Annotated in this window: 25 protein-coding genes; 15 read left to right on the top strand and 10 right to left on the bottom strand. The window is 55.6% G+C overall.

The features are described 5' to 3' along the window. Positions 1-82 precede the first annotated feature (82 nt). Entirely contained in the window at positions 83-562 is a 480-nt protein-coding gene (rsd, locus tag RKA07_RS00790) for a sigma D regulator (RefSeq protein WP_200203224.1), read from the top strand. Between the two features lie 98 nt (positions 563-660). Here rsd and bamJ read toward each other — a convergent pair whose 3' ends face one another. The 3 genes from bamJ to RKA07_RS00775 all read right to left on the bottom strand — a co-directional run bounded on the left by bamJ (position 661) and on the right by RKA07_RS00775 (position 2,496). After that, positions 661-1,395 (bottom strand): BamJ family beta-barrel-assembly machinery protein, encoded by a 735-nt coding sequence (gene bamJ / locus RKA07_RS00785; RefSeq protein ID WP_200203226.1) that lies wholly within the window; start codon positions 1,393-1,395, stop codon positions 661-663. A 160-nt stretch (positions 1,396-1,555) separates the two neighbouring features. After that, the gene (locus RKA07_RS00780) at positions 1,556-1,942 is read right to left on the bottom strand and encodes a DUF4124 domain-containing protein (protein WP_200203228.1); all 387 of its coding nucleotides are present in this window, start codon (positions 1,940-1,942) and stop codon (positions 1,556-1,558) included. Next, on the bottom strand, positions 1,936-2,496 hold the full coding sequence (locus RKA07_RS00775) for a DUF2390 domain-containing protein (RefSeq protein WP_227715320.1): 561 nt from the start codon (positions 2,494-2,496) through the stop codon (positions 1,936-1,938). Before RKA07_RS00775 ends, RKA07_RS00780 begins: the two co-directional genes overlap by 7 nt. A 46-nt stretch (positions 2,497-2,542) precedes the next feature. On the opposite strand from RKA07_RS00775, the gene RKA07_RS00770 reads away from it, so the two are divergent. Beyond that, entirely contained in the window at positions 2,543-4,519 is a 1,977-nt protein-coding gene (locus RKA07_RS00770) for an ATP-binding cassette domain-containing protein (protein WP_200371645.1), read from the top strand. Between the two features lie 22 nt (positions 4,520-4,541). Here RKA07_RS00770 and ppx read toward each other — a convergent pair whose 3' ends face one another. Next, a complete protein-coding gene (gene ppx / locus RKA07_RS00765; RefSeq protein ID WP_227714996.1) occupies positions 4,542-6,023 on the bottom strand; it encodes an exopolyphosphatase in 1,482 nt (493 codons plus the stop codon). A gap of 358 nt (positions 6,024-6,381) precedes the next feature. Between ppx and trxA the strand changes: the two genes are divergently transcribed. Further along, a complete protein-coding gene (gene trxA, locus RKA07_RS00760) occupies positions 6,382-6,708 on the top strand; it encodes a thioredoxin TrxA (protein WP_100639177.1) in 327 nt (108 codons plus the stop codon). Positions 6,709-6,766: 58 nt separating this feature from the next. Here the strand turns inward: trxA and RKA07_RS00755 are convergent, their stop codons facing one another. After that, positions 6,767-7,891, bottom strand: coding sequence for a putative sulfate/molybdate transporter (locus RKA07_RS00755; RefSeq protein WP_200203242.1), 1,125 nt, complete (start codon positions 7,889-7,891; stop codon positions 6,767-6,769). 35 nt (positions 7,892-7,926) lie between these two features. Continuing rightward, complete coding sequence (locus tag RKA07_RS00750) at positions 7,927-8,811, bottom strand: substrate-binding domain-containing protein (RefSeq protein WP_200371646.1); 885 nt, start codon at positions 8,809-8,811, stop codon at positions 7,927-7,929. Between the two features lie 117 nt (positions 8,812-8,928). Between RKA07_RS00750 and RKA07_RS00745 the strand changes: the two genes are divergently transcribed. The 7 genes from RKA07_RS00745 to RKA07_RS00715 all read left to right on the top strand — a co-directional run bounded on the left by RKA07_RS00745 (position 8,929) and on the right by RKA07_RS00715 (position 14,498). Next, positions 8,929-9,627, top strand: a complete 699-nt coding sequence (locus tag RKA07_RS00745) for an ABC transporter permease (RefSeq protein ID WP_200203246.1) — start codon at positions 8,929-8,931, stop codon at positions 9,625-9,627. Continuing rightward, entirely contained in the window at positions 9,624-10,367 is a 744-nt protein-coding gene (locus RKA07_RS00740; protein ID WP_200203248.1) for an ATP-binding cassette domain-containing protein, read from the top strand. The genes RKA07_RS00745 and RKA07_RS00740 overlap by 4 nt, the downstream gene beginning before the upstream one ends. A 32-nt stretch (positions 10,368-10,399) precedes the next feature. After that, positions 10,400-11,206: an ABC transporter substrate-binding protein gene (locus RKA07_RS00735; RefSeq protein WP_200371647.1), complete on the top strand. Its 807-nt coding sequence runs from the start codon at positions 10,400-10,402 to the stop codon at positions 11,204-11,206. A 65-nt stretch (positions 11,207-11,271) separates the two neighbouring features. Then, positions 11,272-12,141 carry a formate dehydrogenase accessory sulfurtransferase FdhD gene (gene fdhD, locus RKA07_RS00730; protein ID WP_200203252.1) on the top strand — a complete coding sequence of 290 codons (870 nt, stop codon included), beginning with the start codon at positions 11,272-11,274 and terminating at the stop codon, positions 12,139-12,141. Beyond that, positions 12,134-12,721: a molybdenum cofactor guanylyltransferase MobA gene (gene mobA, locus RKA07_RS00725; RefSeq protein ID WP_200203256.1), complete on the top strand. Its 588-nt coding sequence runs from the start codon at positions 12,134-12,136 to the stop codon at positions 12,719-12,721. The genes fdhD and mobA overlap by 8 nt, the downstream gene beginning before the upstream one ends. Further along, positions 12,718-13,254 carry a molybdopterin-guanine dinucleotide biosynthesis protein B gene (mobB, locus tag RKA07_RS00720; protein ID WP_310965306.1) on the top strand — a complete coding sequence of 179 codons (537 nt, stop codon included), beginning with the start codon at positions 12,718-12,720 and terminating at the stop codon, positions 13,252-13,254. The genes mobA and mobB overlap by 4 nt, the downstream gene beginning before the upstream one ends. Then, positions 13,251-14,498 carry a molybdopterin-binding protein gene (locus RKA07_RS00715; RefSeq protein WP_200203262.1) on the top strand — a complete coding sequence of 416 codons (1,248 nt, stop codon included), beginning with the start codon at positions 13,251-13,253 and terminating at the stop codon, positions 14,496-14,498. The genes mobB and RKA07_RS00715 overlap by 4 nt, the downstream gene beginning before the upstream one ends. Here the strand turns inward: RKA07_RS00715 and RKA07_RS00710 are convergent, their stop codons facing one another. From RKA07_RS00710 to RKA07_RS00695, 4 genes are read right to left on the bottom strand one after another with little or no spacing between them, the layout of a single operon-like run. After that, positions 14,499-14,975 carry a DUF6505 family protein gene (locus RKA07_RS00710; RefSeq protein ID WP_200203264.1) on the bottom strand — a complete coding sequence of 159 codons (477 nt, stop codon included), beginning with the start codon at positions 14,973-14,975 and terminating at the stop codon, positions 14,499-14,501. After that, complete coding sequence (locus tag RKA07_RS00705; protein WP_310965305.1) at positions 14,972-15,676, bottom strand: biotin/lipoate--protein ligase family protein; 705 nt, start codon at positions 15,674-15,676, stop codon at positions 14,972-14,974. Before RKA07_RS00705 ends, RKA07_RS00710 begins: the two co-directional genes overlap by 4 nt. Further along, entirely contained in the window at positions 15,673-16,521 is an 849-nt protein-coding gene (locus RKA07_RS00700) for an Mrp/NBP35 family ATP-binding protein (RefSeq protein WP_200203268.1), read from the bottom strand. Before RKA07_RS00700 ends, RKA07_RS00705 begins: the two co-directional genes overlap by 4 nt. Positions 16,522-16,538: 17 nt before the next feature. Continuing rightward, a complete protein-coding gene (locus RKA07_RS00695) occupies positions 16,539-18,416 on the bottom strand; it encodes a 4Fe-4S binding protein (RefSeq protein ID WP_310965304.1) in 1,878 nt (625 codons plus the stop codon). A gap of 245 nt (positions 18,417-18,661) precedes the next feature. Here RKA07_RS00695 and RKA07_RS00690 point away from each other — a divergent pair, with 245 nt between their 5' ends. The 5 genes from RKA07_RS00690 (at position 18,662) to RKA07_RS00670 (ending at position 23,793) form a co-directional block, all read left to right on the top strand. After that, entirely contained in the window at positions 18,662-19,240 is a 579-nt protein-coding gene (locus tag RKA07_RS00690) for a DUF3305 domain-containing protein (RefSeq protein ID WP_200203272.1), read from the top strand. After that, positions 19,240-19,866 carry a DUF3306 domain-containing protein gene (locus RKA07_RS00685; RefSeq protein WP_200371653.1) on the top strand — a complete coding sequence of 209 codons (627 nt, stop codon included), beginning with the start codon at positions 19,240-19,242 and terminating at the stop codon, positions 19,864-19,866. The genes RKA07_RS00690 and RKA07_RS00685 overlap by 1 nt, the downstream gene beginning before the upstream one ends. Before the next feature lie 107 nt (positions 19,867-19,973). Further along, positions 19,974-20,585 carry a TorD/DmsD family molecular chaperone gene (locus RKA07_RS00680; RefSeq protein ID WP_200203276.1) on the top strand — a complete coding sequence of 204 codons (612 nt, stop codon included), beginning with the start codon at positions 19,974-19,976 and terminating at the stop codon, positions 20,583-20,585. A gap of 41 nt (positions 20,586-20,626) precedes the next feature. After that, positions 20,627-20,818: a twin-arginine translocation signal domain-containing protein gene (locus RKA07_RS00675; RefSeq protein WP_200203278.1), complete on the top strand. Its 192-nt coding sequence runs from the start codon at positions 20,627-20,629 to the stop codon at positions 20,816-20,818. A gap of 89 nt (positions 20,819-20,907) precedes the next feature. Beyond that, positions 20,908-23,793: a molybdopterin-dependent oxidoreductase gene (locus tag RKA07_RS00670; RefSeq protein ID WP_310965303.1), complete on the top strand. Its 2,886-nt coding sequence runs from the start codon at positions 20,908-20,910 to the stop codon at positions 23,791-23,793. Positions 23,794-23,803 lie beyond the last annotated feature (10 nt).

Raw genomic sequence — 23,803 nt, 5'->3', positions numbered from 1 at the left:
AGCATGGGGTAACTTGACGTGGACTTAACCAATATCAGCGCCGGGGCTGAATGTCAGGATTTCCAAGCGGAGAGCAGGTGTCATGTTGGAAAATTGCCGAAATGCCAGGGAGCGCTGGGGTGGTGTCAGCGAACTTATTGACCGCTGGCTCAAGGATCGTCAGGAGTTGCTGGTTCATTACTGCGAGTTGTCCGGAGAAAGCGACTTCTCGCAAACAGAAGCCCTGAAGCAAAAGTTTGTCCGCTTGTGTGAAGTATTGGTGGACTATGTTTCGACCGGTCACTTTGAAATATACGAGCAGCTCGTCAGGGAGGCCCGAGAGTTCAATGATGGAGGTCTGGAGTTGGCCGGCAAGGTATACCCCCGTATTGAGCAAACCACAGAAGTAGCGCTCAATTTTAACGATCAGCTGGGGGAGGGTGATTTATCCGAACAGGACATCGCTGCCCTTTTTGAGCAGCTTTCTCATCTGGGCGAAACGCTGGAAAGCCGGTTTGAAATGGAAGACTTCCTGATACAGCATCTCCACACGGTGCATGCAGACAAAGTAGCATCGGCCTGATTTGATCAGGTAATAGAAAGGGATAAAAAAAGCCTCAGTAGCGTTAGCGCTCTGAGGCTTTTTTGTGGCTTCAGCCCAGCTGAAGACGGCTTGCCATATTACTCGGAAGCAGAGTCTTCTTCGCTTTCATCCGGGTTAATGGCCAGTAGCTCCACATCGAACACCAAGGTCTCGTTGGGGCCGATTGCGCGGCTTCCGCCCGGGCCGTAAGCCAGGTCAGAAGGGATATACAGCTTGTAGCGGGCACCTTCGCTCATTAGCTGCAGGCCTTCGGTCCATCCGGGAATGACCTGGTTCAGACCAAAGGTCACAGGCTCGCCCCGCTCACGGGAACTATCAAAAACCTCACCAGAGAGCAGTTCGCCGGTGTAGTGCACTTGCACCATATCGGTTGCGCCTGGTTTTGTGCCATTGCCTTCTTCCAGAATTTCGTACTGAAGGCCGGATTCGGTTGTTTCGATGCCGTCGCGCTCAGCATTTTCGGCAAGGAAGGTATCGCCGGCTTCGCGGTTTTTCTGGGCCAGCTCTTCAATTTGCTTGCTCTGCTCTTCCTGCAGTGTCTGCTGGTACTCCATCAGCGCTTGCTGGATTTCTTCGCGGCTCATGCGCTTCGCTTCTTCATCGCCAGCGTGTCCATGCTGAATACCCTGGAGGAATTGATCCATTTGCAGGCTGGGCAGGTCATTGCCCATGCGCTCGCCCAGCACCAGGCCCATGCCGTAGCTGACTTTCTGGTCGGTGGATTCCAGCTGTGGGTCCGCCGGAGTTTCAGGAGGCGTTGAGCAGCCGGCAACCAAGCCGGTTATCGCCAATGCAAGCAGCGTCTTTTTCATTACATCATCCTTTTGGGTTGTGACAGTTTTGTGGCGCAGTGGGCAGCGGCCCAGCAGTTGTGCTTAATCAGGTGAGAAAAGGTAGCGGGTTCTGGGCGCAGATTCCACTGAACATATGTTAAGGCGCTACAGATTGTTCTTTGTTGGAGCCTGTAGGCCCTCAACTTTCATTGTTAACAGCGCCAGGAGGGCTCAGAGAGAAGGGCGCGCTGTAAGGAGATTGCCAGTCGGTCTCAGGATTGGAGATTCTCGATGGTGATCTTTGCTTGTCTATTCTTTCAATGGCCAGTGTGTTCCAGGGACCCTGTTCCGGTGGTTGGTCGGCGTAATGCCAATTGCCATCGGTATCCTTCCACTTGAATACAATGTCGGGGCCTTCTGTTGGTATTGGAGAGGGAACCAGGCCTTCAAATGCAGGTATTCCTGACTGCGTTTCTTTGGCGACAGGCTCCGATGCTTGCTCTGCTTCATTCAGGCCAAAGAACATAAGCAGCATCAGCAGCCCAAGGGCAGGGAAAGCCAGCCGGACAAGCCATTTGATCAGCATGGCTGAGTATCTCCCGAGGCAAAGGCAGACATAATGTCGCCTAACGCGTTAATTAACTGCCTGGACTCCGGAATTACACCGGGAGCCGGTGCTGCAGCGGCAAGGTTGGACTGGATGAGCTCGTCACATACGTACATGTTGCGTTGTTCCGGTTTCGGGTCCGCAAAAGACCGCCAGGCTAAAGCCAGTTCGATGCGCTCAGCCTCCAATTCAAGGCTGGCAAGGTTTGTGCGCAGGATCTTGTAGGCTATCTGCGCCTTGGGTACCGACATGCGAATGGCTCGCAAGCTGCCGGTTACACGATCGCGCCACTCTGTTACCGTAGCCTCTTCGATACCGGTATATGCCCTGCCGTTGAGTGCAAGCCATCCCGCGCATAAAATTCGTGTTACGCTCCAGCCCTCATTTTGTAAGGCCAGACACGTTTCTTGCGCCAGCGAGTGCTGCCAGAATGCCAGCGCAAAGCGCCAAAGCGGGTTGTCTGGCTCCAGGTCTGCCGGCAACTCCATGGTTTGTATAGATAAACCCTGGCTGGCTTGAAAACTGGCTGGCATGGGCAATGAACCGACTCTGACAATTTCACGTTGATTATATGACAGCATGTTAACGATAACCGATCTCAGTTTACAACGGGGTGGCGTCTGGTTGCTAGATTCTGTCGCTCTGACAGTGCAATCCGGCCAGCGCGTAGCAATTGTCGGGGCCAATGGTGCCGGTAAATCCAGTCTGTTTCAGTTATTACTGGGTCAGTTGTCACCCGAGCAGGGTAGTGTGTCACTCCCTGGCGGTACCCGTATTGCCCACATGGCGCAGGAAGTTGAAGCGACAGGGCGAAGCGCCAGAGACTTTGTTCTTGATGGCGACATTGATCTGCGCCGGCTTGAACGAGAACTTGAGCAGGCTGAAGCCCGCGGCGACGACAATGCCGTTGCGCACATCCACGGCGAGCTGGATATACATGAAGCCTGGTCAGCAGCAAGACGCGCAGAAGCCCTTTTGCGGGGCCTGGGCTTTCAGAATGAAGACGCAGACCGACCTGTATCCGCGTTTTCTGGCGGTTGGCGCATTCGCCTGAACCTTGCACAGGCGCTGATGCGCCCCTCAGACCTTCTGTTGCTTGATGAGCCCACCAACCACCTGGACCTCGATGCCTGCCTCTGGCTCGAAAACTGGCTGCGCCGCTACGATGGCACCCTGTTGTTCATATCTCACGACCGGGACTTTATGGACCGGGTTGCCACCCACGTGGTGCATTTTGATCAGCGTAAGCTGGAGGTGTATACGGGTAATTACTCCGGGTTTGAGCTTCAGCGCAGCGAAAGGCTGGCGCAACAACAAGCAGGTTTTGAAAAGCAGCAAGCGAGAATTGCGGAGATACAGCGCTTCATTGATCGCTTTAAGGCCAAGGCCACCAAAGCCCGTCAGGCGCAAAGCCGGGTTAAATCGTTGGAGCGGATGGAGAAGATTGCCCCTGCGCATATCGATTCGCCGTTCAGTTTCGAATTTCCAATGGCAGACAAAGTATCTAACCCTCTGCTATCGATCAGGCACGGGCAGGCGGGGCACGGTGACACCACCATTCTCAGCAACATCAATCTGACTCTGTTGCCGGGCAGTCGCATAGGGCTTCTGGGACCAAACGGTGCCGGTAAGTCCACCTTGATGGATGCCTTGCTGGGGCAGGGTGAGCAGGGCGGTTCAAGCACCCTGCTGTCGGGCGAGCGAACCTGCGGTGAGCATCTGGCGATAGGCTATTTTGCTCAGCACCAACTGGAATCCCTGGATCTTGATGCCAGCCCCTTTCTGCACTTGCAGCGCCTGTCCCCGAAAGCCTCTGAACAGAGCATTCGTAATTTTCTGGGTGGCTTCGATTTTCACGGAGATGAGGCGCTAAGCCCTATTCGCTCCTTCTCCGGTGGTGAAAAGGCCCGGGTGGCCCTGGCGGTTATTGCCTGGCAAAAGCCTAACCTGCTCTTGCTGGATGAGCCCACCAACCACCTTGATCTGGAAATGCGCCAGGCATTGACCATGGCCTTGCAGAACTTTGAGGGTGCCATCGTGGTGGTATCCCACGACAGGCACTTGCTGCGTAACACAGTTGATGAATTCTGGTTGGTGAATGATGGCCGCGTTGTGGAGTACCAGGGCGACCTTGAAGATTACGAAGGCTGGCTGGCAGATCGCCGAAAAGACGATACTGAAGCACCAAAGCGGCAGTCGGCCGGCACCATGAACCCTGGAGGTATTGCAGGGGCTGAGCCAGACGCTGCTGTGGGAGAAAGTGCCGACGACAGGAAAGCCCGCAAGCGTGCAGAAGCAGCCTTGCGGCAAAAACTGAGTCCATACCGCAAGCGCCAGACTGCACTGGAAAAGCAGATGGATTCCCTGAATGAGGTGCTGAGCAATCTTGAAGCGGAGCTTGCCGATCCTGCAGTGTACAGTGATGCCTCGAAAGCCCGTTTGAAGGAGTTACTGGCCAAACAGTCAGATGCGAAAGGCAAACTCGAAGACACAGAAGCAGAATGGCTGGAGGTTAGTGAAACGGTCGAGGCTATGGAAGAGGAGCTGGGAGGGTAGCTGTACCTCTCCCAGCAACAGGTTAGCCGCCCGCCAGTTCGAGTACAAAGTTCTGCTTTGCGAGATATTCCTGTTCGTTCATCAGATCGGCATAGGTGAGCGGGCGCTCATCAAACCAGCATTCCGGGAACGTCAGCAGCAGGCCGTTTTCTCTTGGCTCCAGCGTGAAGGCGGGTGGCGGCTCCAGATTTCGTGAATGCTGGATCAGCACGGCCAACCGCACAAGAATGCAGAGATGCCTGAGTCGCTCCAGATCACCGGGGTCGACCCCGTCAAAAATGGATGAGCTGAATTTGCGTCTATGGCCGCGCACCAGAATCGCCAGCTCCATTTGTGCCTGTTGTGTGAAGCCCGCCAGGTCAGAGTAGCGCAGCAGATAGGCACCATGTTTATGGTATTGGCTGTGGGAAATGGCCAGGCCAATTTCGTGCAGCCGGCAGGCCCAGCGCAGTGCCTCTTCATCGGCAGGGGTGTTCAGCCCCCAATGCTCGGCAATCTGCCCCCATGCAGCAACGGCCGTTGCCTCCACAGCAGCCCCGTGGCTCTGGTCAGCTTGATACCGCTCTTGCAGTGCTGAGATGCTGCGCTCCCGCACATCTTCATGCTTGATTCTACCGGCAATTCCGTACAACAGGCCTTCCCGAAGGGCACCGTCGGTATAGGTCATTTCCTGAATGTTAAGGGACTGGAACACACCCATGAGAATGGCAAAGCCGGCAGGGAAAATATTTTGTCGATCAGGCCGTAATCCCAATTCGCCGAGTTTTTCGACGCTGCCCATATCCACCAGTCGCCGACGCAGCTCCTCCATGGCACTCCAGGTGACGGTGCCATCGGTGATTTTCAGGGTTGCCAGTACGTTGCAAATGGCTTTGATTGAGCCGGATGCACCGACAGAGCTTTCCCATCCCACTGAGCGAAAACGCCTGCGAATTCCCAGTAGTTCCTGCTCGGCATGGGTAATAGCATTATCCATTTGCTTGCGGGTAATTCGGCCGTCGGCAAAATACCGGTTCCGGAAGGATACGCAGCCCATGTGCAGGCTTTCCAGCTCCTGGGGCTCAAAGCGTTCGCCAATTATCAGCTCGGTACTGCCGCCACCTATGTCGACCACAAGGCGCCGCCCGGCGTCGTCAGAGAGTGTGTGCGAAACCCCCAGATAGATAAGGCGAGCTTCTTCCCGCCCCGCAATGATCTCCGCCGGATAGCCCAGAACCTCCTCTGCCCGTGCGATAAACTGATTGGCATTGCGTGCCACCCGGAGCGCATTTGTACCTACAATCTGAACTCCCTCAGGGGGCGTACCGTTAAGTCGTTGGGCAAAGCGCCGCAGGCAGTCGAGGCCGCGCTGCTGGGCTTCTTCCGTCAGATAGTTGTCGGCATCAAGGCCGTCGCCCAGCTGAACTTTCTCGCCCATTCTTTCCATGGTTCGGATTTCGCCCTGTACTAGTCGGGCCACAACCATATGGAAACTGTTTGAGCCCATATCAATGGACGCAAGCATGTCTGGTTGCGCGGCCAGGTTTTCGGCGGAAGAAGTGTCCGTCACGGTGATCAGGATCCTTTGGTAAGAACTTGCGCGTACTATAAGCGATAATTCCGGGATATGTCAGTCAATACACTGTTGCGCCACAAGCGGAAAGGTGATCAATTTGATTGAGGTCAGAAGATTAGGGATTCAAGCCTGTGGATCTACTGCTTCACATACGCGGGACCAATCGCGTAAAGTAGTCGATAAAGTGATGGGGATGAAAGGGTGTTTTTCGAACAACGGCACCCCTAAAAACAGTCAACTGCGCGAGCATTCAGGTGCCGGTGTAACCGCCGAAAGCCTGGTGTAGTGCATGAATCAGGAAAATGAAATGAGCGGAAATATTGTAAACGTAACGGATGCATCTTTTGAGCAGGACGTACTTCAGTCTGACGTGCCCGTGCTGGTAGATTACTGGGCGGAGTGGTGCGGACCTTGCAAAATGATAGCGCCTGTACTCGAAGAAATTGCCGACGAATACGCTGGTAAGCTGAAAGTCTGCAAGCTCAACATCGACGAAAACGAGCAGACTCCGCCCAAGTTCAATATCCGTGGTATCCCGACCCTGATGCTGTTCAAAAACGGCAACGTCGACGCCACGAAAGTGGGCGCACTGTCCAAATCCCAGCTGGCGGCATTCCTGGACAGCAATCTCTGATTTGCATCCTGGTTGCCAAAAACCGCCCCGGAGCTATGTTCCTGGGCGGTTTTTTCGTCTAGGCAATCTTTCGCCTGCGCAGCAAGGCAGTCCGAACAGTTTCCGCAGCGACTCCGGCCAGAAGCCCGAAAAACGGGTCGGTCCATACGGTTATCACGGCTGTTATGGCGATAACCGGCCAGCAGGAGGGTTTCGCCGTCCACAGGCGCTTGGACAAGGCTAGTTCAGCGGCTGCCACGAACAACAAAGCCCCAAGACCTGCCATCGGAATCGCCGCAATCATTGCGAGGCCGCCTGGTATCAAGGCAATCAGGAGCAAACTTGTGCCCAGCAGTACCGGCGCCATGCCGGTTCGAGCGCCGAAGCGGTGGTGAGCTGCCACGCCGCCGGCTCCATGACACATGGGTAAAGCGCCGAAGGGGACCAGAAAGAGATTGGCCAGGCCGGTAGAGATGGATAGCCGGGCGGGCGTGACGCGATGGGATTGCTCACCGAAGTAATCCCCAACCACCAAAGCCGTCAGAACGATGGCGTTGGTTAACGTAAGGGCCAATTGCGGCAGGACCAGCGTTGAGAGCCCTTGCTGCCAATCTTTAAAGCCCGGTAGTTCCGGTAATGAAAAAGCAACCGAATCTGCCGCAGGAAAAATGAGTCCTTGGGCGCCCAGCAAAGTACCGAGCGCAACAGAACCAATTAACCCTATCAGCGCTGCAGGCCAATGTGGCAACAGCTTGAGAGTAGCACCCAGTAATGCCAGCGTGACGATGCCCAAGGGCAAGGATGTGGCCATCAGGCCGACGCTCATGTGGGCCAGCATCAGCCCCAGACCCAACTGAAGCCCGCTCAATACTGATCGAGGTATCAGGCGCGCGGCCCCGTTAATCCAGCCGGTCACACCGAGAATCAGCAATATGCCCCCTATGAGAACACCGCTGGCTACCAGGCTCTGGGGGCTCACCTGAGTGGTTAATAACAGCGCAGCAACTGCTTTCATAGGCTGCACAGGTACCGGCAGGCGGTAATACAGTCCCGTCGCGATATAGAAAATGGCAAAACCCAGCAGCACTGGAACCGGTGCCAGCCCCGCCACCCCAACAGCTCCGAGACCCAAGGGAATCAGAGTGCCAAGATCCCCCAAGGCTCCACTGGCGTTTTTCACCAGGTTTTTATGCACGGAAGGCATGATTAATCCGCCTGTATTGTTGTTATGGGCGCTGTTCAAGCGTTATAGACGACTTTCCCCAGTTCACTGATATCGTAACCACCGAGTGTTTCAGCGCGTTGTCTGAAGCGGGCACTGCGGGCAAACGCCAGCAAATGTTGGATCGCCGATTCAAAATAATGGCGTCGACGCATCGCCAGGTCAAAGTGCTCTTGTTGCAGGGGAATAAATGCCAATCCCTGGCGCCGCGCCGCTGCTTCTATCCCTATCCCGATATCTGCCTCGCCCTGACGAATAGCCAAGGCCAGATCGTCCTCACTGAGTGATGGGTGAGGGGCCCATGTAAGTTGGCGGGCATCGATGCGGTGTTGAGTCAGCAGGCTTTGCAGCAAGTGACTGACGCCCGCGTCTGGCTGTCGGTGCGCTACGCGTATGCCTGGGCGTGCTATATCCCCAAGCCGCTCGAGTCCATGTGGGTTATCGGTTGCCAGCAGGAGCCCTTGTTGGCGCTTTGCCCAGCGAATCAGCACCAGATCACGCATACCGCTCAAGCCCAAGGTGTCAGGATCGTTGTAATTCTGACTGTCAGCATGCCAGATGTGCATGCCCGCGAGCATTGCCCGCCCGTCAACCAGTCTTTGCACGCCATCGCCGCTGCCCTGGCATAACAAAGCCAGTTCTGCGTTGCTCTCCTTTAAAGCCCATTCCAGCAATGGATCCTGGCTACCGGCAAGAACGGGAGGGATGGGAGAGCTGACAGCATCGTCGCCCTCCAGATGGTTCATCAGCCATAAATCAATCCGCTGCCGTGGGAACAGAAGCTTCCCCGTTACACGCACACAGGGGATAACGCCCTGACTGACCAGGTCATAGACCTTGCGTTCTTTCAGGCGCAAGTACTCGGCAGCTTCAGCCGTGGTGAGGTAGGCGGGGAGGGGCATCTATCTCTCCTGCAGGATAAATACAGCGTAAGGCTGTTTTGGGCTGCATATTTTTCAATACGCTGTGCAAAGCGTATCCATAAGCGCCACGATGCTCAAGATCAAGGAGTCGCAGCTGTGGAAAATAATGCGTTTTACGTAGCACTATCGCTACTGTTAAATCTCGACGCTTCGCTCTTTCAGATCGTGGCGCTCTCACTTCAGATTTCACTTCTCGCAGTGCTGATTGCGGCAGTGCTGGGTTTCCCTTTGGGGGCTGCGGTGGCGATATGGCGTTTCCCCGGGCGCGGCGGAATGATTGTTGCCCTCAACGCACTGATGGGACTGCCACCGGTTGTGGCCGGGCTTATGGTGTATTTGCTGCTATCGCGCGCTGGCCCGCTTGGAGAGTGGGGGCTGCTGTTTACACCAGGCGCTATGATATTTGCGCAGGTGGTGCTGGTATTACCTATTCTGGCAGCACTTTCCCGGCAGAAAGTGGAGGAGCTTCTGGGTGAATACAGGGAGCAGTTTGTTTCACTGGGCATGTCACACTCACGCATGATGCCCACTCTGTTGTGGGACGCACGTTTTGCGCTGCTAACCGTTCTGCTTGCCGGCTTTGGCCGCGCCAGTGCCGAGGTGGGTGCTGTAATGATGGTGGGCGGCAATATTGATGGCGTTACTCGGGTAATGACCACCTCCATCGTCCTGGAAACCGGCAAGGGTAACCTGCCTCTTGCACTGGGTCTGGGCATTGTCCTGCTCACGCTGGTGATGCTGATCAATGCTGGCGCCTATCTGGTGGGTGAGTTGACCAGGAGGCGGGTAGGGTGACGGCCTTTCAGGTTCCACGTCTCGCGTCGTCCATCCTGTCTCCGTCACCGGAGCTCTGCTTTAAGGATGTCAGCTTCAGCCATGAGGACAAGGTGCTGTTGGGGCCTTGCTCATTTACCCTCAAAGGCGCCGGTCCCACTCTTGTGATGGGTCCTAATGGAGCGGGCAAAAGTCTTCTGTTGCGGCTGTCACATGGCCTGCTTCTGCCGACCCAGGGGCAGATTACATGGTCAGGTGAGATTCGGCCTCGTCAGGCGATGGTCTTTCAGCAACCTGTGCTTTTGCGTCGTTCGGCTGTTGCTAATCTGATTCACGCTTTGGCAGTTAATAACGTGCCCCGCAGAGAGCGCGTAAAGCTGGCGCACGATGCGCTTGAGCGTTTCGGCCTCACCGCCTGCTGTAATACGCCGGCTCGGGTACTTTCTGGCGGTGAGCAACAGCGCCTGACACTGGCGCGGGCCTGGGTACTTTCACCACAGGTGCTGTTTTTGGATGAACCCACCTCCGCGCTCGACCCGGCGGCGATTAAAGCCGTGGAGGCGGCCGTACATGAGTTTCATCAGCGAGGAACCCGCATTGTGATGACCACCCATGATCTGCATCAGGCAAAGCGACTCGCCGGGGACATCCTTTTTCTGTCGGGCGGGAAGGTGCGTGAGCACAGCCCGGCCGAAGCATTTTTTGAAAAACCCGTCTCGCGAGAGGCGCAGGCGTACATGGCAGGAGAACTGGTCGAATAATTCGGCCCTTCAATAAAAAAGGAGAAAACAAGATGAAGAAGACGTTAAATTTGTTGCTCGCGGGTGTAGCCAGCATGGGCCTCGCGTTTGCCGCTTGCGCTGAGGATTACATCACTCTGGCATCAACCACATCAACCGAGAATTCAGGGCTGTTCGCATCCATTTTGCCGAAGTTTGAAGACACCACTGGCATTCAGGTTCGCGTGGTTGCCGTGGGTACTGGTCAGGCTTTTGAAATTGCCCGTCGCGGTGATGCCGATAGCCTTCTGGTCCACGACACCGCAGGCGAAAAACGCTTTGTCGAGAATGGCTTTGCCACCGAGCGGGCCGATGTCATGTACAACGACTTCGTATTGATTGGCCCCGCCAATGATCCTGCCAATATCAGGCAGGCCCAGAGCGCAGAGGAGGCTTTTGCAGCGATCGCCAAGGCCGAGGCACCGTTTGCGTCACGCGGTGATGACAGCGGCACCAACCGTGCCGAGTTGAGGCACTGGAAAAACGCCGGCGTTGATCCTGACGGCGACTGGTACCGCGAACTGGGCAGTGGAATGGGGCCAACGCTCAATACTGCAGCTGCAATGGATGCTTATGTAATGTCGGATCGCGCTACATGGGTGGCTTTTGGTAACCGCCAGAACCTGACCCTGCTTTTCGAAGGTGATAAGGTGTTGTTCAATCAGTATGGCAGCTTGCTGATGTCTGAAGAGAAACATCCCCATCTCAAGCATGACCTTGCACAACAGTGGCATAACTGGCTGATCTCCGAAGACGGCCAGCAGGCGATTGCCGACTTCAAGGTGGACGGGCAGCAGCTGTTTTTCCCGAATGCCAAATAGGCTAATCTCTGGCATTATCCGAACACATTCCACTCGGGGCCGTCCATGAGGCGGCTTTAGCAAACATGACGATTGACCTCATACTTCCAGATCCTGAAGATCCTCGCCTGTCCCGTGCCGTTGAGGGTGTTGATGAAAACGGCCAGGGCAAATCAATCAGGGTAATAGAAGAGCGGCCCCTGACTATCTACCTGAATAGCCAGGAAATCGTCACGGCCATGACCATCGGCGATCACCCGGAGTATCTGGCGCTCGGCTTTTTGTTGAATCAGGGTATGCTGAAAAAGAGCGACCAGATCACCGGGATTGATTTCGACGAAGAACTTGAAGTTGTCGTGGTTCGTACGGCGGGCGTTACCGATGTCGAGGATAAGCTGGAAAAGAAAACCCGTACCTCGGGTTGCGCTGTGGGTACGGTTTTTGGTGACATGATGGCTGGGCTCGAGGGGCTGACACTGCCGGACACGCCAGTACACACCAGCACCTTTTACGATCTGTCCTACCAGATTAACCACACGCCCAGCCTGTACATGGAAACCGGCGCCATTCATGGCACGGCTTTGTGTCAGGGCCGCAAAGTCCTTGCCTACATGGAAGACGTGGGGCGCCACAATGCGGTCGACAAGATCGCAGGCTGGATGTACCTGAGCGGTGTCCCGGCAGCAGACAAAGTTCTCTACACCACCGGGCGCTTAACCTCTGAAATGGTGATCAAAACGGCGCTGATGGGCATCCCGACCCTGATCAGCCGGTCGGGCTTTACGGCCTGGGGTGTCGATATTGCACAGCAGGTCGGGTTGACGCTGATCGGGCGGATGCGAGGCAAGAAATTTACCTGCCTCAGTGGCCAGCATCGCTTGGTGTTTGACCAGGATTTGTCCCTGGTGCCGGACGAAGACAAAAAACAGCGTCGAAAAGGGGCAGTGCATGACTGAGTGCGCGGTTATTCTGGCAGGTGGCCAGGCAAATCGGATGGGCGGTGGCGACAAAGGTCGCCTGATGCTGGGCGACAAGTCATTAATTGACCGTGTCATTGAGCGAATTTCTCCGCAGGTTGAGGCTATTGTGCTGAATGCCAACGGGGATCTGAGCCGGTTCGACGACCTGAATTTACCTGTGGTGCCCGACTCTATCGGCGACTTTCCGGGGCCTTTGGCCGGAGTTCTCGCGGGAATGGATTGGGCAGCGGAGCAGGGCCATGAATGGCTGATCAGCGTTGCAGCTGATACTCCTTCGTTCCCCAGGAATCTGGCAGACCGGCTGGCCGCGTACGATACGCCTGTGGTGCTGGCTGCCACGCCAGACCCGGTGCGCGGTCGACTGCCCCAGCCGACCTTTGGCCGCTGGCGGGTCTCGTTGCGGGATGAATTGCGAGCAGCGCTGAACGACGGAGTGCGCAAAATCCGTCAGTGGACTCAAACCCAGGGCGAAACTCTGGTGGTTTTTAATGAAGGCGACTTTTTCAACATCAATACGCCAGAAGACCTGGCCTGGGCGGAGAAAAATCTCAAGTGAATGTTATCGGCATCGTGGGCTGGAAAAACTCCGGAAAAACCACTCTGGCCAGTGCATTAATTCGTGAGCTTTCCGGCAGAGGGTTAACCGTCAACTCGATCAAGCACGCCCATCACATGGTGGACGTGGATCAGCCTGGTACTGACAGCTACAAACACCGCGAAGCTGGCGCCCAGGAGGTCATCCTGGCCGGTGGTCAGCGTTTCGCCATCATGCACGAACTCCGGGGAGCCAAAGAGCCTACGCTGGATGTATTGCTGGCTCGCCTGGGGTCGTGTGACTGGGTAGTAGTAGAGGGTTTCAAAACACACACACACCCTAAAATCGAGGTTCATCGCCGGGAAAGTTCGGGCTCGCCTCTTTTTAGAGAAGATAAAAGCATTGTGGCTGTTGCTGCAGACTACCCGGCTGACTTTCAGGGACCCGTGCTCGACGTAAACGATGTAACCGCTATTGCAGACTTTGTTCTGAGCCGTGAAAAGCCACCGTCGGTATCCTCGGATACCAAACCATCGGATGCACAAAATCCATGAGTATGCTTCGTAACGACTGTTTTGCACTCCCCCCTGGAGTTAACTGGACGCCGGTCGAAGAGGCGCTGGAGCGGCTGCGGTCACGCTTGCACCCCGTAGTGGATGTGCAACGCTCAGTTCCGCTGGCAGAAATTAATGGACGTATTCTGGCAAGCGACGTTTATGCGCCGCGAGCTCACCCCCCAAGTGATAACTCTGCGGTTGATGGCTATGCCTTTGCCGGCCCGCTAACGGAGGTGCCCAGCATTCTGCCTCTGGTGGAAGGTCGCAGTGCCGCCGGAGAGCCTTATAAGGAGCGAGTGCCCGAGGGGTATGCTATACGGATTCTGACCGGCGCGGTCATTCCGGACGGCACGGATACGGTCGTCCTGGAGGAAGACAGCGAAATCACCGATGGCCGGTTGCACCTGAACGGCACCTTGAAAGCCGGTGCCAATGCCCGCAGAGCGGGTGAGGACATCAAGGTTCAGGACAAGATTCTCACTGCGGGAACCCGACTGAACCCAACCCATATTTCGGTGCTCGCAAGTGTGGGGGTCGAATCAGTTGATGTGTATAACCGGCTACGGGTTGGCGTGCTATCAACGGGTGATGAGGTAAAGCCGGTAGGCGCAGCGGTTACGGACTGGCAGATATACGACGCCAACCGCCCGATGCTGAGCGCTTTGATTACGCAGCTTGGTTATGAGTTGGTTGATCTTGGTCATGTGCTTGACCGCCCGGAAGAAGTGAAGGCCGCGTTGGTGCGGGGAGCGGAGGAGTGCGATCTGGTCCTGACCAGCGGGGGAGTGTCTGCCGGTGACGAAGACCGGGTTTCTGAAGCCCTGAAAGAGCACGGCGAAATCAGCAACTGGCGCATCGCTATCAAGCCCGGAAGACCGCTGGCACTTGCCATGTACCAAGGAACACCTGTGGTAGGCTTGCCGGGTAACCCTGTGGCTGCCTGGGTTTGTGCGCTGAGGTTTGGCGCACCGGCGATGGCTTTGCTGGCAGGGGCGGAGTGGTTTGAACCCCAGGGTTATCTTGTGCCGGCTAATTTTTCGAAGAACAAAAAACGAGGCCGCAGTGAGATGCTGCGGGCCCGGATTCGGGAAGGGCAGGTTGAGGTATTCGGATCTGAAGGCTCTGGTCGGGTAACCGGACTGGCTTGGTCTGAAGGCCTGGTAGAGCTGGATGAGGCCGCCATGCAAATTGAGCCGGGCACCCCTGTACGGTTTATTCCATATGGCAGCTTCGGGCTTTAATCAGTCAACGCTGCCATGGACCGCAAATGCCTCGAGTGAGGCATCTTGCGGTGCCCGCGAACGGTAGGTTTCCTCTACACCTAGCTCGGTCAGCGTGCGGCTGACCATCAGCAGAGTGTTGTCCTCGAAGTCCTCGCACATAGCTCGCATCTGATCGATCTCATCACAGGCCACAGTGTAGGCCGCGTCAAAATCCGGTGCTCCGTAGTGGTCAACAAATGTCTGGGCCAGGGCGGCCCGAATCTGCTCAAGCTCCGCGTCAGTAATATTACACACGCCAACAAAGCTGGCGCGACCGCCAGACTCAATGCTGTACCAGCCATTACTGAAGGCCTGGCGCGCTTTGCCCTTCAGTTCCGCTTCCGACCAGTTAGAGAACTCAAAGCCGCCGGAGATCGCCCATTCGCCGCTGGGTGCAGGTTTCTCAAATACGTTTTCGTCGGATATATCCAGCTGCAGGGTTCTGGCCAGTTTCATACGTGCTCCGCGAATTCAATCAAGCTCAATGTCTCGGTCATCACATCCTGACGCAACAGCATCCGGCCTTTTTCATCCAGGCCAACAAAGAGGCCCAGCCTTGGCCGCTCGACCGACTTGCCCAGCGTGTCGCAACGCGGCCGCCATTCCTTGTGCACGCGCTCAAAGCCACTGTCCATGAAATACGTCAACCATAAAAGCGTGTGCTTGGACCAGCTCTCCAGCAATGCCATGGGCGTCATATCAACGCAGCCTTCCTCGTAAAGACAGGTTTCGTCCGGATTATCTCCAGGCTCGTTAGCCTCCTGAATGAAAGGCACAGTGATGCCGATGACCAGCCAGTTTGGATGAGCCAAAGGGTCTGAAACATCCGCAGCGAATCGAATGCTGCCACAGAGGGCGCCATTGACCTTGATTCGGTCAGGCCATTGAAAATGCACCGGTACTTCTGGTGGCGCCAGAGCGCCAAGGCTCTCGGCAAGGCCTATCTGGGCAACGTAGACTGCTTGAACGGCCTCTTCCAGGGTCGTTTCCGGTGCCAGCACCAGCGCCGCCCGCAAGGTGTCGGCTGCCTCAGAGTAAAATACCATGCCTGAATCAACACCTGCGATGGCCCGGCTGACCGCCTTGTTAAAGGGATCGATATGCCTGGGCACTACTTCTCCGGTGAGCAAAGGAGGGAACTGGGGTGATACAGTCATTGGATAGCCCGGGCGTATAATTCGGAGGCAACAATTTCATCCGCGATGCGCTGGAAACTCATCGCTTGAGGACTATTTGGCTTTGATACCACAATCGGAACGCCGCCGTCCGAACCGATTCGGATATCCAGATCCAATGGAATCTCGCCAAGGAAAGGCGCACCCAGTTTTTCAGCCTCTGCCCGCGCACCACCATGTCCGAATGGATGGTGCTCTTTATTGCACCCGTCACAGATGAAAGAGGCCATGTTTTCGATCAAGCCAAATAGCGGCACGTCCATTCGCTTGAACATATCAATGCCCTTGCGAGCGTCCATCAGTGCAATATCCTGGGGTGTTGATACGACAACCGCGCCGGCAACGAAAAACTTTTGGCTCAGAGTCATCTGAACATCGCCGGTACCCGGCGGCAGATCGACTAACAGCACATCGAGTCGCCCCCACTCTACCTGGTTCATCATCTGTTGCAGCGCACCCATCAACATGGGCCCCCGCCAGACTATGGCTTCATCCTCTGGTGCCATCAGTCCCAGGGACATCAGGGTAACCCCGTGATTTCTCAAAGGCAGAATGGTGCTCCCATCCGGGCTGGAAGGACGACCGGAAACACCCAGCATACGGGGTTGGCTGGGGCCGTATACGTCGGCGTCCAGAAGGCCAACCTTGAGACCTTTTGACGCCAGGGCAACGGCCAGATTGGACGAAACCGTGGATTTGCCAACGCCACCCTTGCCTGAAGCAATGGCGATGATGCGATCAACGCCTCTGGGATTTTTGTCCTGAGGCCGGGGTGCGTCCGTTCCAATCAGATTCGGTTTTTTACCAACTTCGGTGTACTCGACCATGGTGTATCCCGTTGTTATCAACTGTCCAGATAGTCATCGCTGGTTCGGATTCGCGGCCGCTCACCGCCCGCCATGGGAGCGCTGTCTCCATGGAACTGAGCCTTGACCCGGCAGTCGTCACACATCTTGATGAGCTGGACATTGTCAGAGTTCTTGTACATCCAGTGCTGGTTTTCCAGCTTCTCGATGATTCGGTTGATGGTGCTTGCAACGCCAAATGGAGTGCCACATTTAATGCACTCGAAAGGATCTTCTCCGTGCAAAACCCGGGCGCTCAATGCTGCCTTGGACACATCCAGCCGGGGCTGCAGGGTAATAGCCGTTTCCGGGCAGGTGCTGTCGCAGATACCACACTGAACACAGGCGTTTTCCGTAAACTGAACCTCCGGGCGGCCCCCGTGATCGCCAAGTGCGCCGGTCGGGCACAGTGATACGCAGGCCAGACAGAGCGTGCACTTATCCGAATCAATTTCGATCGCTCCATAAGGTGCGCCCGCCGGGAGCGGAATCGGCTCTTCAATTTTGTCTGACATGGCTGCGACCGTCACTCGCGTGATGTCACGGCGACCGCCGACCAGCAATACAGGATCACTCACCCGCCCCGCATTGGCACCGGCATCACAAAGTTCAATTGCGGAGATAACCCGTGCCCGGCTTGGCGAGTTATGAGTGCCCTGAAGCAGCGCCTGGGCCAGTTCAACTTCCGCAGCCACCATCCGCTCATCCAATTCGTTGTCCGCCAGGATGAGCACCTCGGCATAGCCGGCGCCGAATGCCGCCATTATTTCAGCATGGCCAATCCGGTCTATATGCTCCAGCCCAATCGGCAGCAGGTCATCTGCCAGCCCGTCATCGTATCGCGCCAGGTTGGCAATGGCTTCTGTTCCAGCATCCAGGGAATGAAACACCAGTCGCGGAGATTCGCTGGTATGTTCCCGATAGACCTTTGCCATCACCTCCGCGACCTTGGTGATCGCCTCGAATGAGGTTTCGTTCATGGTAATTGCGGAAGTGGGGCAAACGGCAGCGCAGGCTCCGCAGCCGGCGCAAATATCCGAATCGATCTGGATATGGTCGCCTGCAGAAAAAATGGCTTCTGTGCAGCACACATCCAGGCAGCGTGTACAACCGGGTTTGCTGGCCCGGGAGTGGGCGCACAGGGATTCTTCCAATCTGAAATATACGGTCTTTTCGAATTCACCAACCCGTTCCCGGGCTGTCAGGGCAATGCGCTCCAGCTCGCCAGTCTTCTTAGGGTCAGCCCAGAAATAACCGTTGCGTTTCTCATGACTCGGAAATGCCGGGGCACCGCCTCTCAGGTCGATAAATACATCGCATTCGCTGCGGGCGGTAGGCTTTGTTTGGCCATAACCCAACTCACCCCGCCCTGCCGGGTTCAGGGTTTGCAAGCGGGCAAACTCCAGTTTGAAATTGCCAAGTGCGCCGTAGGCGCTCGTCAGTTGACCCTTTGCAACATCGTAAGCCGCGGAGGGCAGTTGAATCGGACCGGCATCATTAACAATGCAGGTAACTCCCAGCTCGTCCTGAACCAGCTCGGCCATTCTGATGGCCTGCTCGGTGGGGCCGACAATGCAGCAGATGCCGTTGGACTCAATGGTTTTCGACGGTGCTATGGGCGACGGCAGTTGGGCAGCGGCAATCAGAGCGGCCTGCTTGGCATGCTGGCGCTCTGGCTTTGCATTGGAAGCGCTCCAGCCGGCTCTGTCCCTGATATCAATAGTATGGAAAGGCGCGGCGTGATTATGTTCGGCGAACAGGTCTTCAGACAGGCGTTCGAACAGGGCTGACTGCTGGCTGCATGCAATGAGCACCTCATTGTCTGCACCGAGATGTTCAGCGGCGACGCCTAATTCTGTGCCACACAGTTGATCCACTGCAATCACCTGCGTCGCAGCGGCGGCCTTCTGAAGTGCCTTTGGATCAAAAGACTGTGTCTTGTCACAACTACATAAAAGTAGGGTCTTGTATGCCGTCATCAGGAGTTTGACTCTCTCGTTGTTTTTTACATGCTCTCACCGAATTTGCTAATCGAGCATGCCACAGCCATTTACTTTTGGACAGTTGGATAATTGCTGGGGCCCTGCTATTTTGGGCTTACAAGAAAACAATGAGAATTGCCATGAGTAGTCGGACAGGTCATTGGAGACGCGAATTACAGGTAGGCGCCGTTGTTCGCAGGTCACCGGGGGTGACGCGCTGGGTGCGAGAGATCTGGAAACCGGTAGCTGTGATCCCGGGTGCGCCGGAAGCCTTCTGGAAGGAGCTGGTGCGCGAAGGGGAAGTGGTCGATTATCACGCTGGCACAGTCACGATGGAGCTGTTTCGCGCCGATGTTGAGGGTTACCTGGTATCCCTGAATATGGCGACTCCTTCTGTGTGGATCGTAATGGACAGGGATGTCACGAGCCAATCGCCATCTGGCTGGGTTGTCAGTACCGTCACCGCCAGTGCCCATGAAGCGCTGGATTCTCTCGATAGTGGCGAAAGTATTGTCGAAGCAGTTCCCATTCCAGAGTCTCTTGCGGCCTGGATTATGGAGTTTGTCGACATGCACTATATAGAGGAGCCTTTCAAGAAACGCCGCCGAGACGAGGTTCGTGTTGATGGGTCTGAAGATGCGAAAGGCGATCCACGTATCCGTCAGCAGAGTGATGTCTATCGCGCACCTGCCAACATCAAAAAACCGAGGCTTCAGTAATGGCCGAGTCACGTTTACAGCGTTGGTCGCGTCAAAAAGCAGAAGCTGCCAGGCAACCGGAGTCTTCGGCTACTCCGGTCGTTGCAACCGAGCCATCACCAGAGGCGCAGGAACTCGCTATCAATGAGGCCCTGCCAGAGCATGAAGTGCTTGCGAAGTACGGATTGCCAGACCCGGACGCCATCAAGCTGGGCACCGACATCACCGGATTCATGCGAAAAGAAATCCCCGATCTCTTGCGTCGCAAAGCCCTCCGGGCGCTATGGAAATCCAACCCTGTGCTTGCGGTGCTGGATGGCCTTAATGATTACGATGAAGACTTCACTGCATCAGGTCCTACGATAAAAGGCGCGAAGACCCTGTACAAGGTTGGACAGGGGTTCATCGATAGAGCCAAAAAAGCCGACGAATCAATTGAGGATCAGGCTGAAGAGCCGGCTGGCATTGTGGATAATGTCAGACCTCCAGAGGTTGTCAAACCCCCTAAGCCAGACGTTCGCCTTGAAACCGGGAACGCTTCTGCTCAATCAGAGGTTGCTGTGGCGCGACAGGTGAAAAACGAACCGAATCAATTGGATGAGAGTCAGGCACCACGCTTTCGGCCCCGAATGCGTTTCGACGATTAACGGCAAAGATTTCAGTTATTGGCGAGCTACAGCAAAATTCACCACTAGCTCATTGTGTGTACTAGACTGATAGTGCAGATTGCAGATAAAAATTAAAGGAACACGATTTGACTAACACTGCAGAAATACAGTGCCCGCGTTCGATAACTGATGAAGATCGTGCCCGCGCTCAGATTTATCAGTTGCTTGGGGTTTTGCTTTCCGGCCCACCCTCGAGTGAGCTACTGAAAGGGTTGGCGTCATTGCAGGGTGATGACACCCCTTTGGGCGGGGCTTCCAAAAACCTGGCAGTGCTTGCGGAGCGGACGAATCCCTATGACGCTGAACGTGAGTACAATAATCTTTTTGTCGGGCTTGGCCGCGGTGAATTACTTCCTTACACCAGTTACTATCTGACTGGCTTTTTGAACGAAAAGCCGCTTGCGGAACTACGTGCTGACCTCATGGCAAGGGGTATCAAAGCCCGCAGCGATGTAAAAGAGCCTGAAGATCATATCGGAACCCTGTGCGAAATCATGGCCGGCATCATTACCGGCGAGTTTCCCTGCGACAGTGACCTGCCATCGCAAAAAGCTTTTTTTGACGCACACCTGGCAAAGTGGGCGGAACTATTTTTTACGGATTTGGAAGAAGCGCAAAGCGCCATCTTCTATGGTCCTGTGGGCTCGCTCGGGCGGGCCTTTATGGCTATAGAAGCAGATGCTTTTGCAATTCAGTAACCGGAATCTGAGCGATTCCTTAACCCGTGGGGAGGTGTCCTATGGACAACCCGAAGCGTGAAAACAGCCGTCGCCATTTCCTGAAAATGGCAGCAGTTGCAGCTCCGGCTGCCGTTGCAATGGCGGTTGCACCGAATGCCGCAGCCGAGGTCGTTAACCAAAACGTACCGAAAAGCCGCGGCCTGCGTAGCACTGAACACACACGTAAGTATTTCGAATCGGCTCGCTTTTAAGGATGCGTGAATCATTCAAGGTTGCGTGATGCTCTTGAATGACCACACCTCCAGAGAAAACGAGAATAATAAAGAGAGAGGTAAGAGACATGTTAAGGAAGAAGACCAACGGGGTAGCGAAACGCTCCCGTGCAGGCTCTTTGCTTTCATCTCTCGCTGCGAAGACGTTGGATCGCCGTCAATTCTTGACGGCTTCCGGTGTTGCGGTGGGTGGCATGGCGGCTTTATCGCTGACGTCGGGGAGAGTTGAAGCTGCAGCTCCAACGACCAGTGGCAGCGAAGTCGTTCGTAAAAAATCGGTATGTACGCACTGCTCGGTAGGCTGCACCGTCGAAGCTGAAGTTCAAAGTGGCGTATGGATCGGTCAGGAACCTGGCTGGGACAGCCCCTTCAATTTGGGTGCACACTGTGCGAAAGGTGCTTCAGTGCGTGAGCATGCCCATGGCGAACGCCGCCTCAAGTCCCCCATGAAAATGGTCAATGGCCAGTGGCAGAAGATTCCCTGGGACCAGGCAATCAACGAAATTGGCGACAAGATGCTTCAGATCCGCGAGGAAAGCGGACCCGACTCTGTCTACTGGCTTGGCAGCGCCAAGTTCAATAATGAGCAGGCCTATCTTTTCCGCAAATTCGCGGCGTACTGGGGCACCAATAACGTTGATCACCAGGCCCGGATTTGCCACTCGACAACGGTCGCCGGCGTAGCCAATACCTGGGGTTACGGCGCGATGACCAACTCCTACAATGATATTCACAAATCGAAAGCGATTTTCATCATTGGGGGTAATCCCGCCGAAGCGCACCCTGTGTCGTTGCTGCATATCCTGAAAGCTAAGGAAGAAAACAACGCACCGCTGATCGTTTGCGACCCGCGCTTCACACGTACCGCAGCTCATGCTGATGAGTTTGTGCGTTTTCGCCCTGGTTCAGACGTGGCGTTGGTCTGGGGTCTCCTCTGGCACATCTTCGAGAATAAGTGGGAAGACAGAGAGTTTATCCGCACCCGCGTCTGGGGTATGGACGAAATCCGCAAAGAAGTGAAACGCTGGGATCCGGAAGAGGTTGAACGCGTTACTGGCGTCCGGGGCGCGCAGCTTGAGCGTGTAGCCCGCACCCTGGCTAATAACCGCCCTGGCACAGTGATCTGGTGTATGGGTGGTACCCAGCACAGTAACGGTAATAACAACACGCGTGCTTACTGCATTCTGCAGTTGGCATTGGGCAACATGGGCACTTCTGGCGGCGGCACTAACATTTTTCGCGGTCACGATAACGTTCAGGGCGCCACCGATGTTGGTGTACTGGCCGACACCTTACCTGGCTATTACGGCCTGAGCGCTGGTGCCTGGGCCCACTGGGCGCGAGTCTGGGAAGAAGATAAGGATTGGCTGAAAGGCCGATTTGCTGTGTGGGACAAAAACGGCAAATCCAGAGCCATGATGAACGAGAAGGGTATTCCGGTGTCTCGCTGGATCGACGGTGTTCTGGAGGCAAAGGAAAACCTCGAGCAGCCGGACAACACCCGGGCCATGGTGCTCTGGGGCCATGCGCCAAACTCACAGACTCGTATGCTGGAAATGAAGGAGGCTATGGAGAAGCTCGACCTGCTGGTTGTAGTGGACCCTTTCCCGACCGTTTCAGCGGTGTTGCACGATCGCAAAGACGGCGCCTACCTGCTTCCAACAACTACTCAGTTCGAGACCCGTGGTTCTGTAACCGCATCCAACCGCTCGCTCCAGTGGCGCGAAAAAGTGGTTGAACCACTGTTCGACTCGAAGGTTGATCACGAAATCATAAAGCTGTTTGCAGACAAGTTCGGGTTCACCGATCGCCTGTTTCGTAACATTGCGATTGAAGGTGATGAGCCAGTTATTGAAGACATCACTCGTGAATTCAACCGTGGCATGTGGACCATCGGCTACACAGGCCAATCGCCTGAGCGTCTCAAGAAGCACATGAAGTACCAGCATCACTTCGACAGGACCACCCTCCGTGCAAATGGTGGGCCTTGTGATGGGGATATCTATGGTTTGCCCTGGCCATGCTGGGGTACAGCAGAGATGAATCATCCGGGAACACCGAACCTTTACGATATGTCCCTGCCGGTGTCCGAGGGTGGCCTCACTTTCCGCGCCCGGTTTGGTGTAGAGCGCAACGGTGAGAGCCTGCTGGCTGAAGGCGTTTACTCGAAAAATTCGGGCATCAAGGACGGCTATCCCGAGTTCACCATGCAGATGTTGATGGATCTGGGTTGGGACGGTGATCTGACCGCTGAAGAGCGGGCCAGCATTGATGCTGTGGCCGGTCCTGAAACCAACTGGAAGACCGACTTGTCTGGCGGTATCCAGCGCGTGGCCATCAAGCACGAATGTGCGCCTTTCGGTAATGCCAAAGCGCGCACCGTGGTCTGGAACTTCCCGGATCCGGTGCCGGTGCATCGCGAGCCACTGTACACAACACGTCGCGACCTGGTGGCTGACTATCCAACCTATGAGGACAAGACGTTCTGGCGCGTGCCGACCTTGTATGAGTCCATTCAGAAGAAGGACTTCAGTAAGGACTTCCCCATCATTCTGACTTCCGGCCGACTGGTCGAGTACGAAGGTGGTGGCGATGAGACGCGCTCCAACCCATGGCTGGCCGAATTGCAACAGGACATGTTCATTGAGGTGAATCCGCGTGATGCGAATAACCTGAACATTCGTGATGGTAACGACGTTTGGGTATCTGGGCCGGAGGGCGGTCGTATCAAGGTCAAGGCCTTGGTAACTGAGCGTGTCGGCGAAGGCGTAGCGTTCATGCCGTTCCACTTCGGCGGACACCTGGAGGGTAAATCCCTGAGGGATAAGTATCCCAAAGGCGCTGACCCCTACGTTCTGGGTGAATCTACAAACGTTGTTCAAACATACGGGTATGACTCGGTCACGCAGATGCAAGAGACCAAAGCCACCCTGTGTTCGATCATGCCGGCATAACAAGAGGTGT

Origin of the sequence: Marinobacter xiaoshiensis (assembly GCF_031631795.1) — a bacterium.
GTDB lineage: Bacteria > Pseudomonadota > Gammaproteobacteria > Pseudomonadales > Oleiphilaceae > Marinobacter > Marinobacter xiaoshiensis.
The sequence above is the reverse complement of the archived record's forward strand: the minus strand, read 5'-3'. Positions and strand labels throughout refer to the sequence as shown.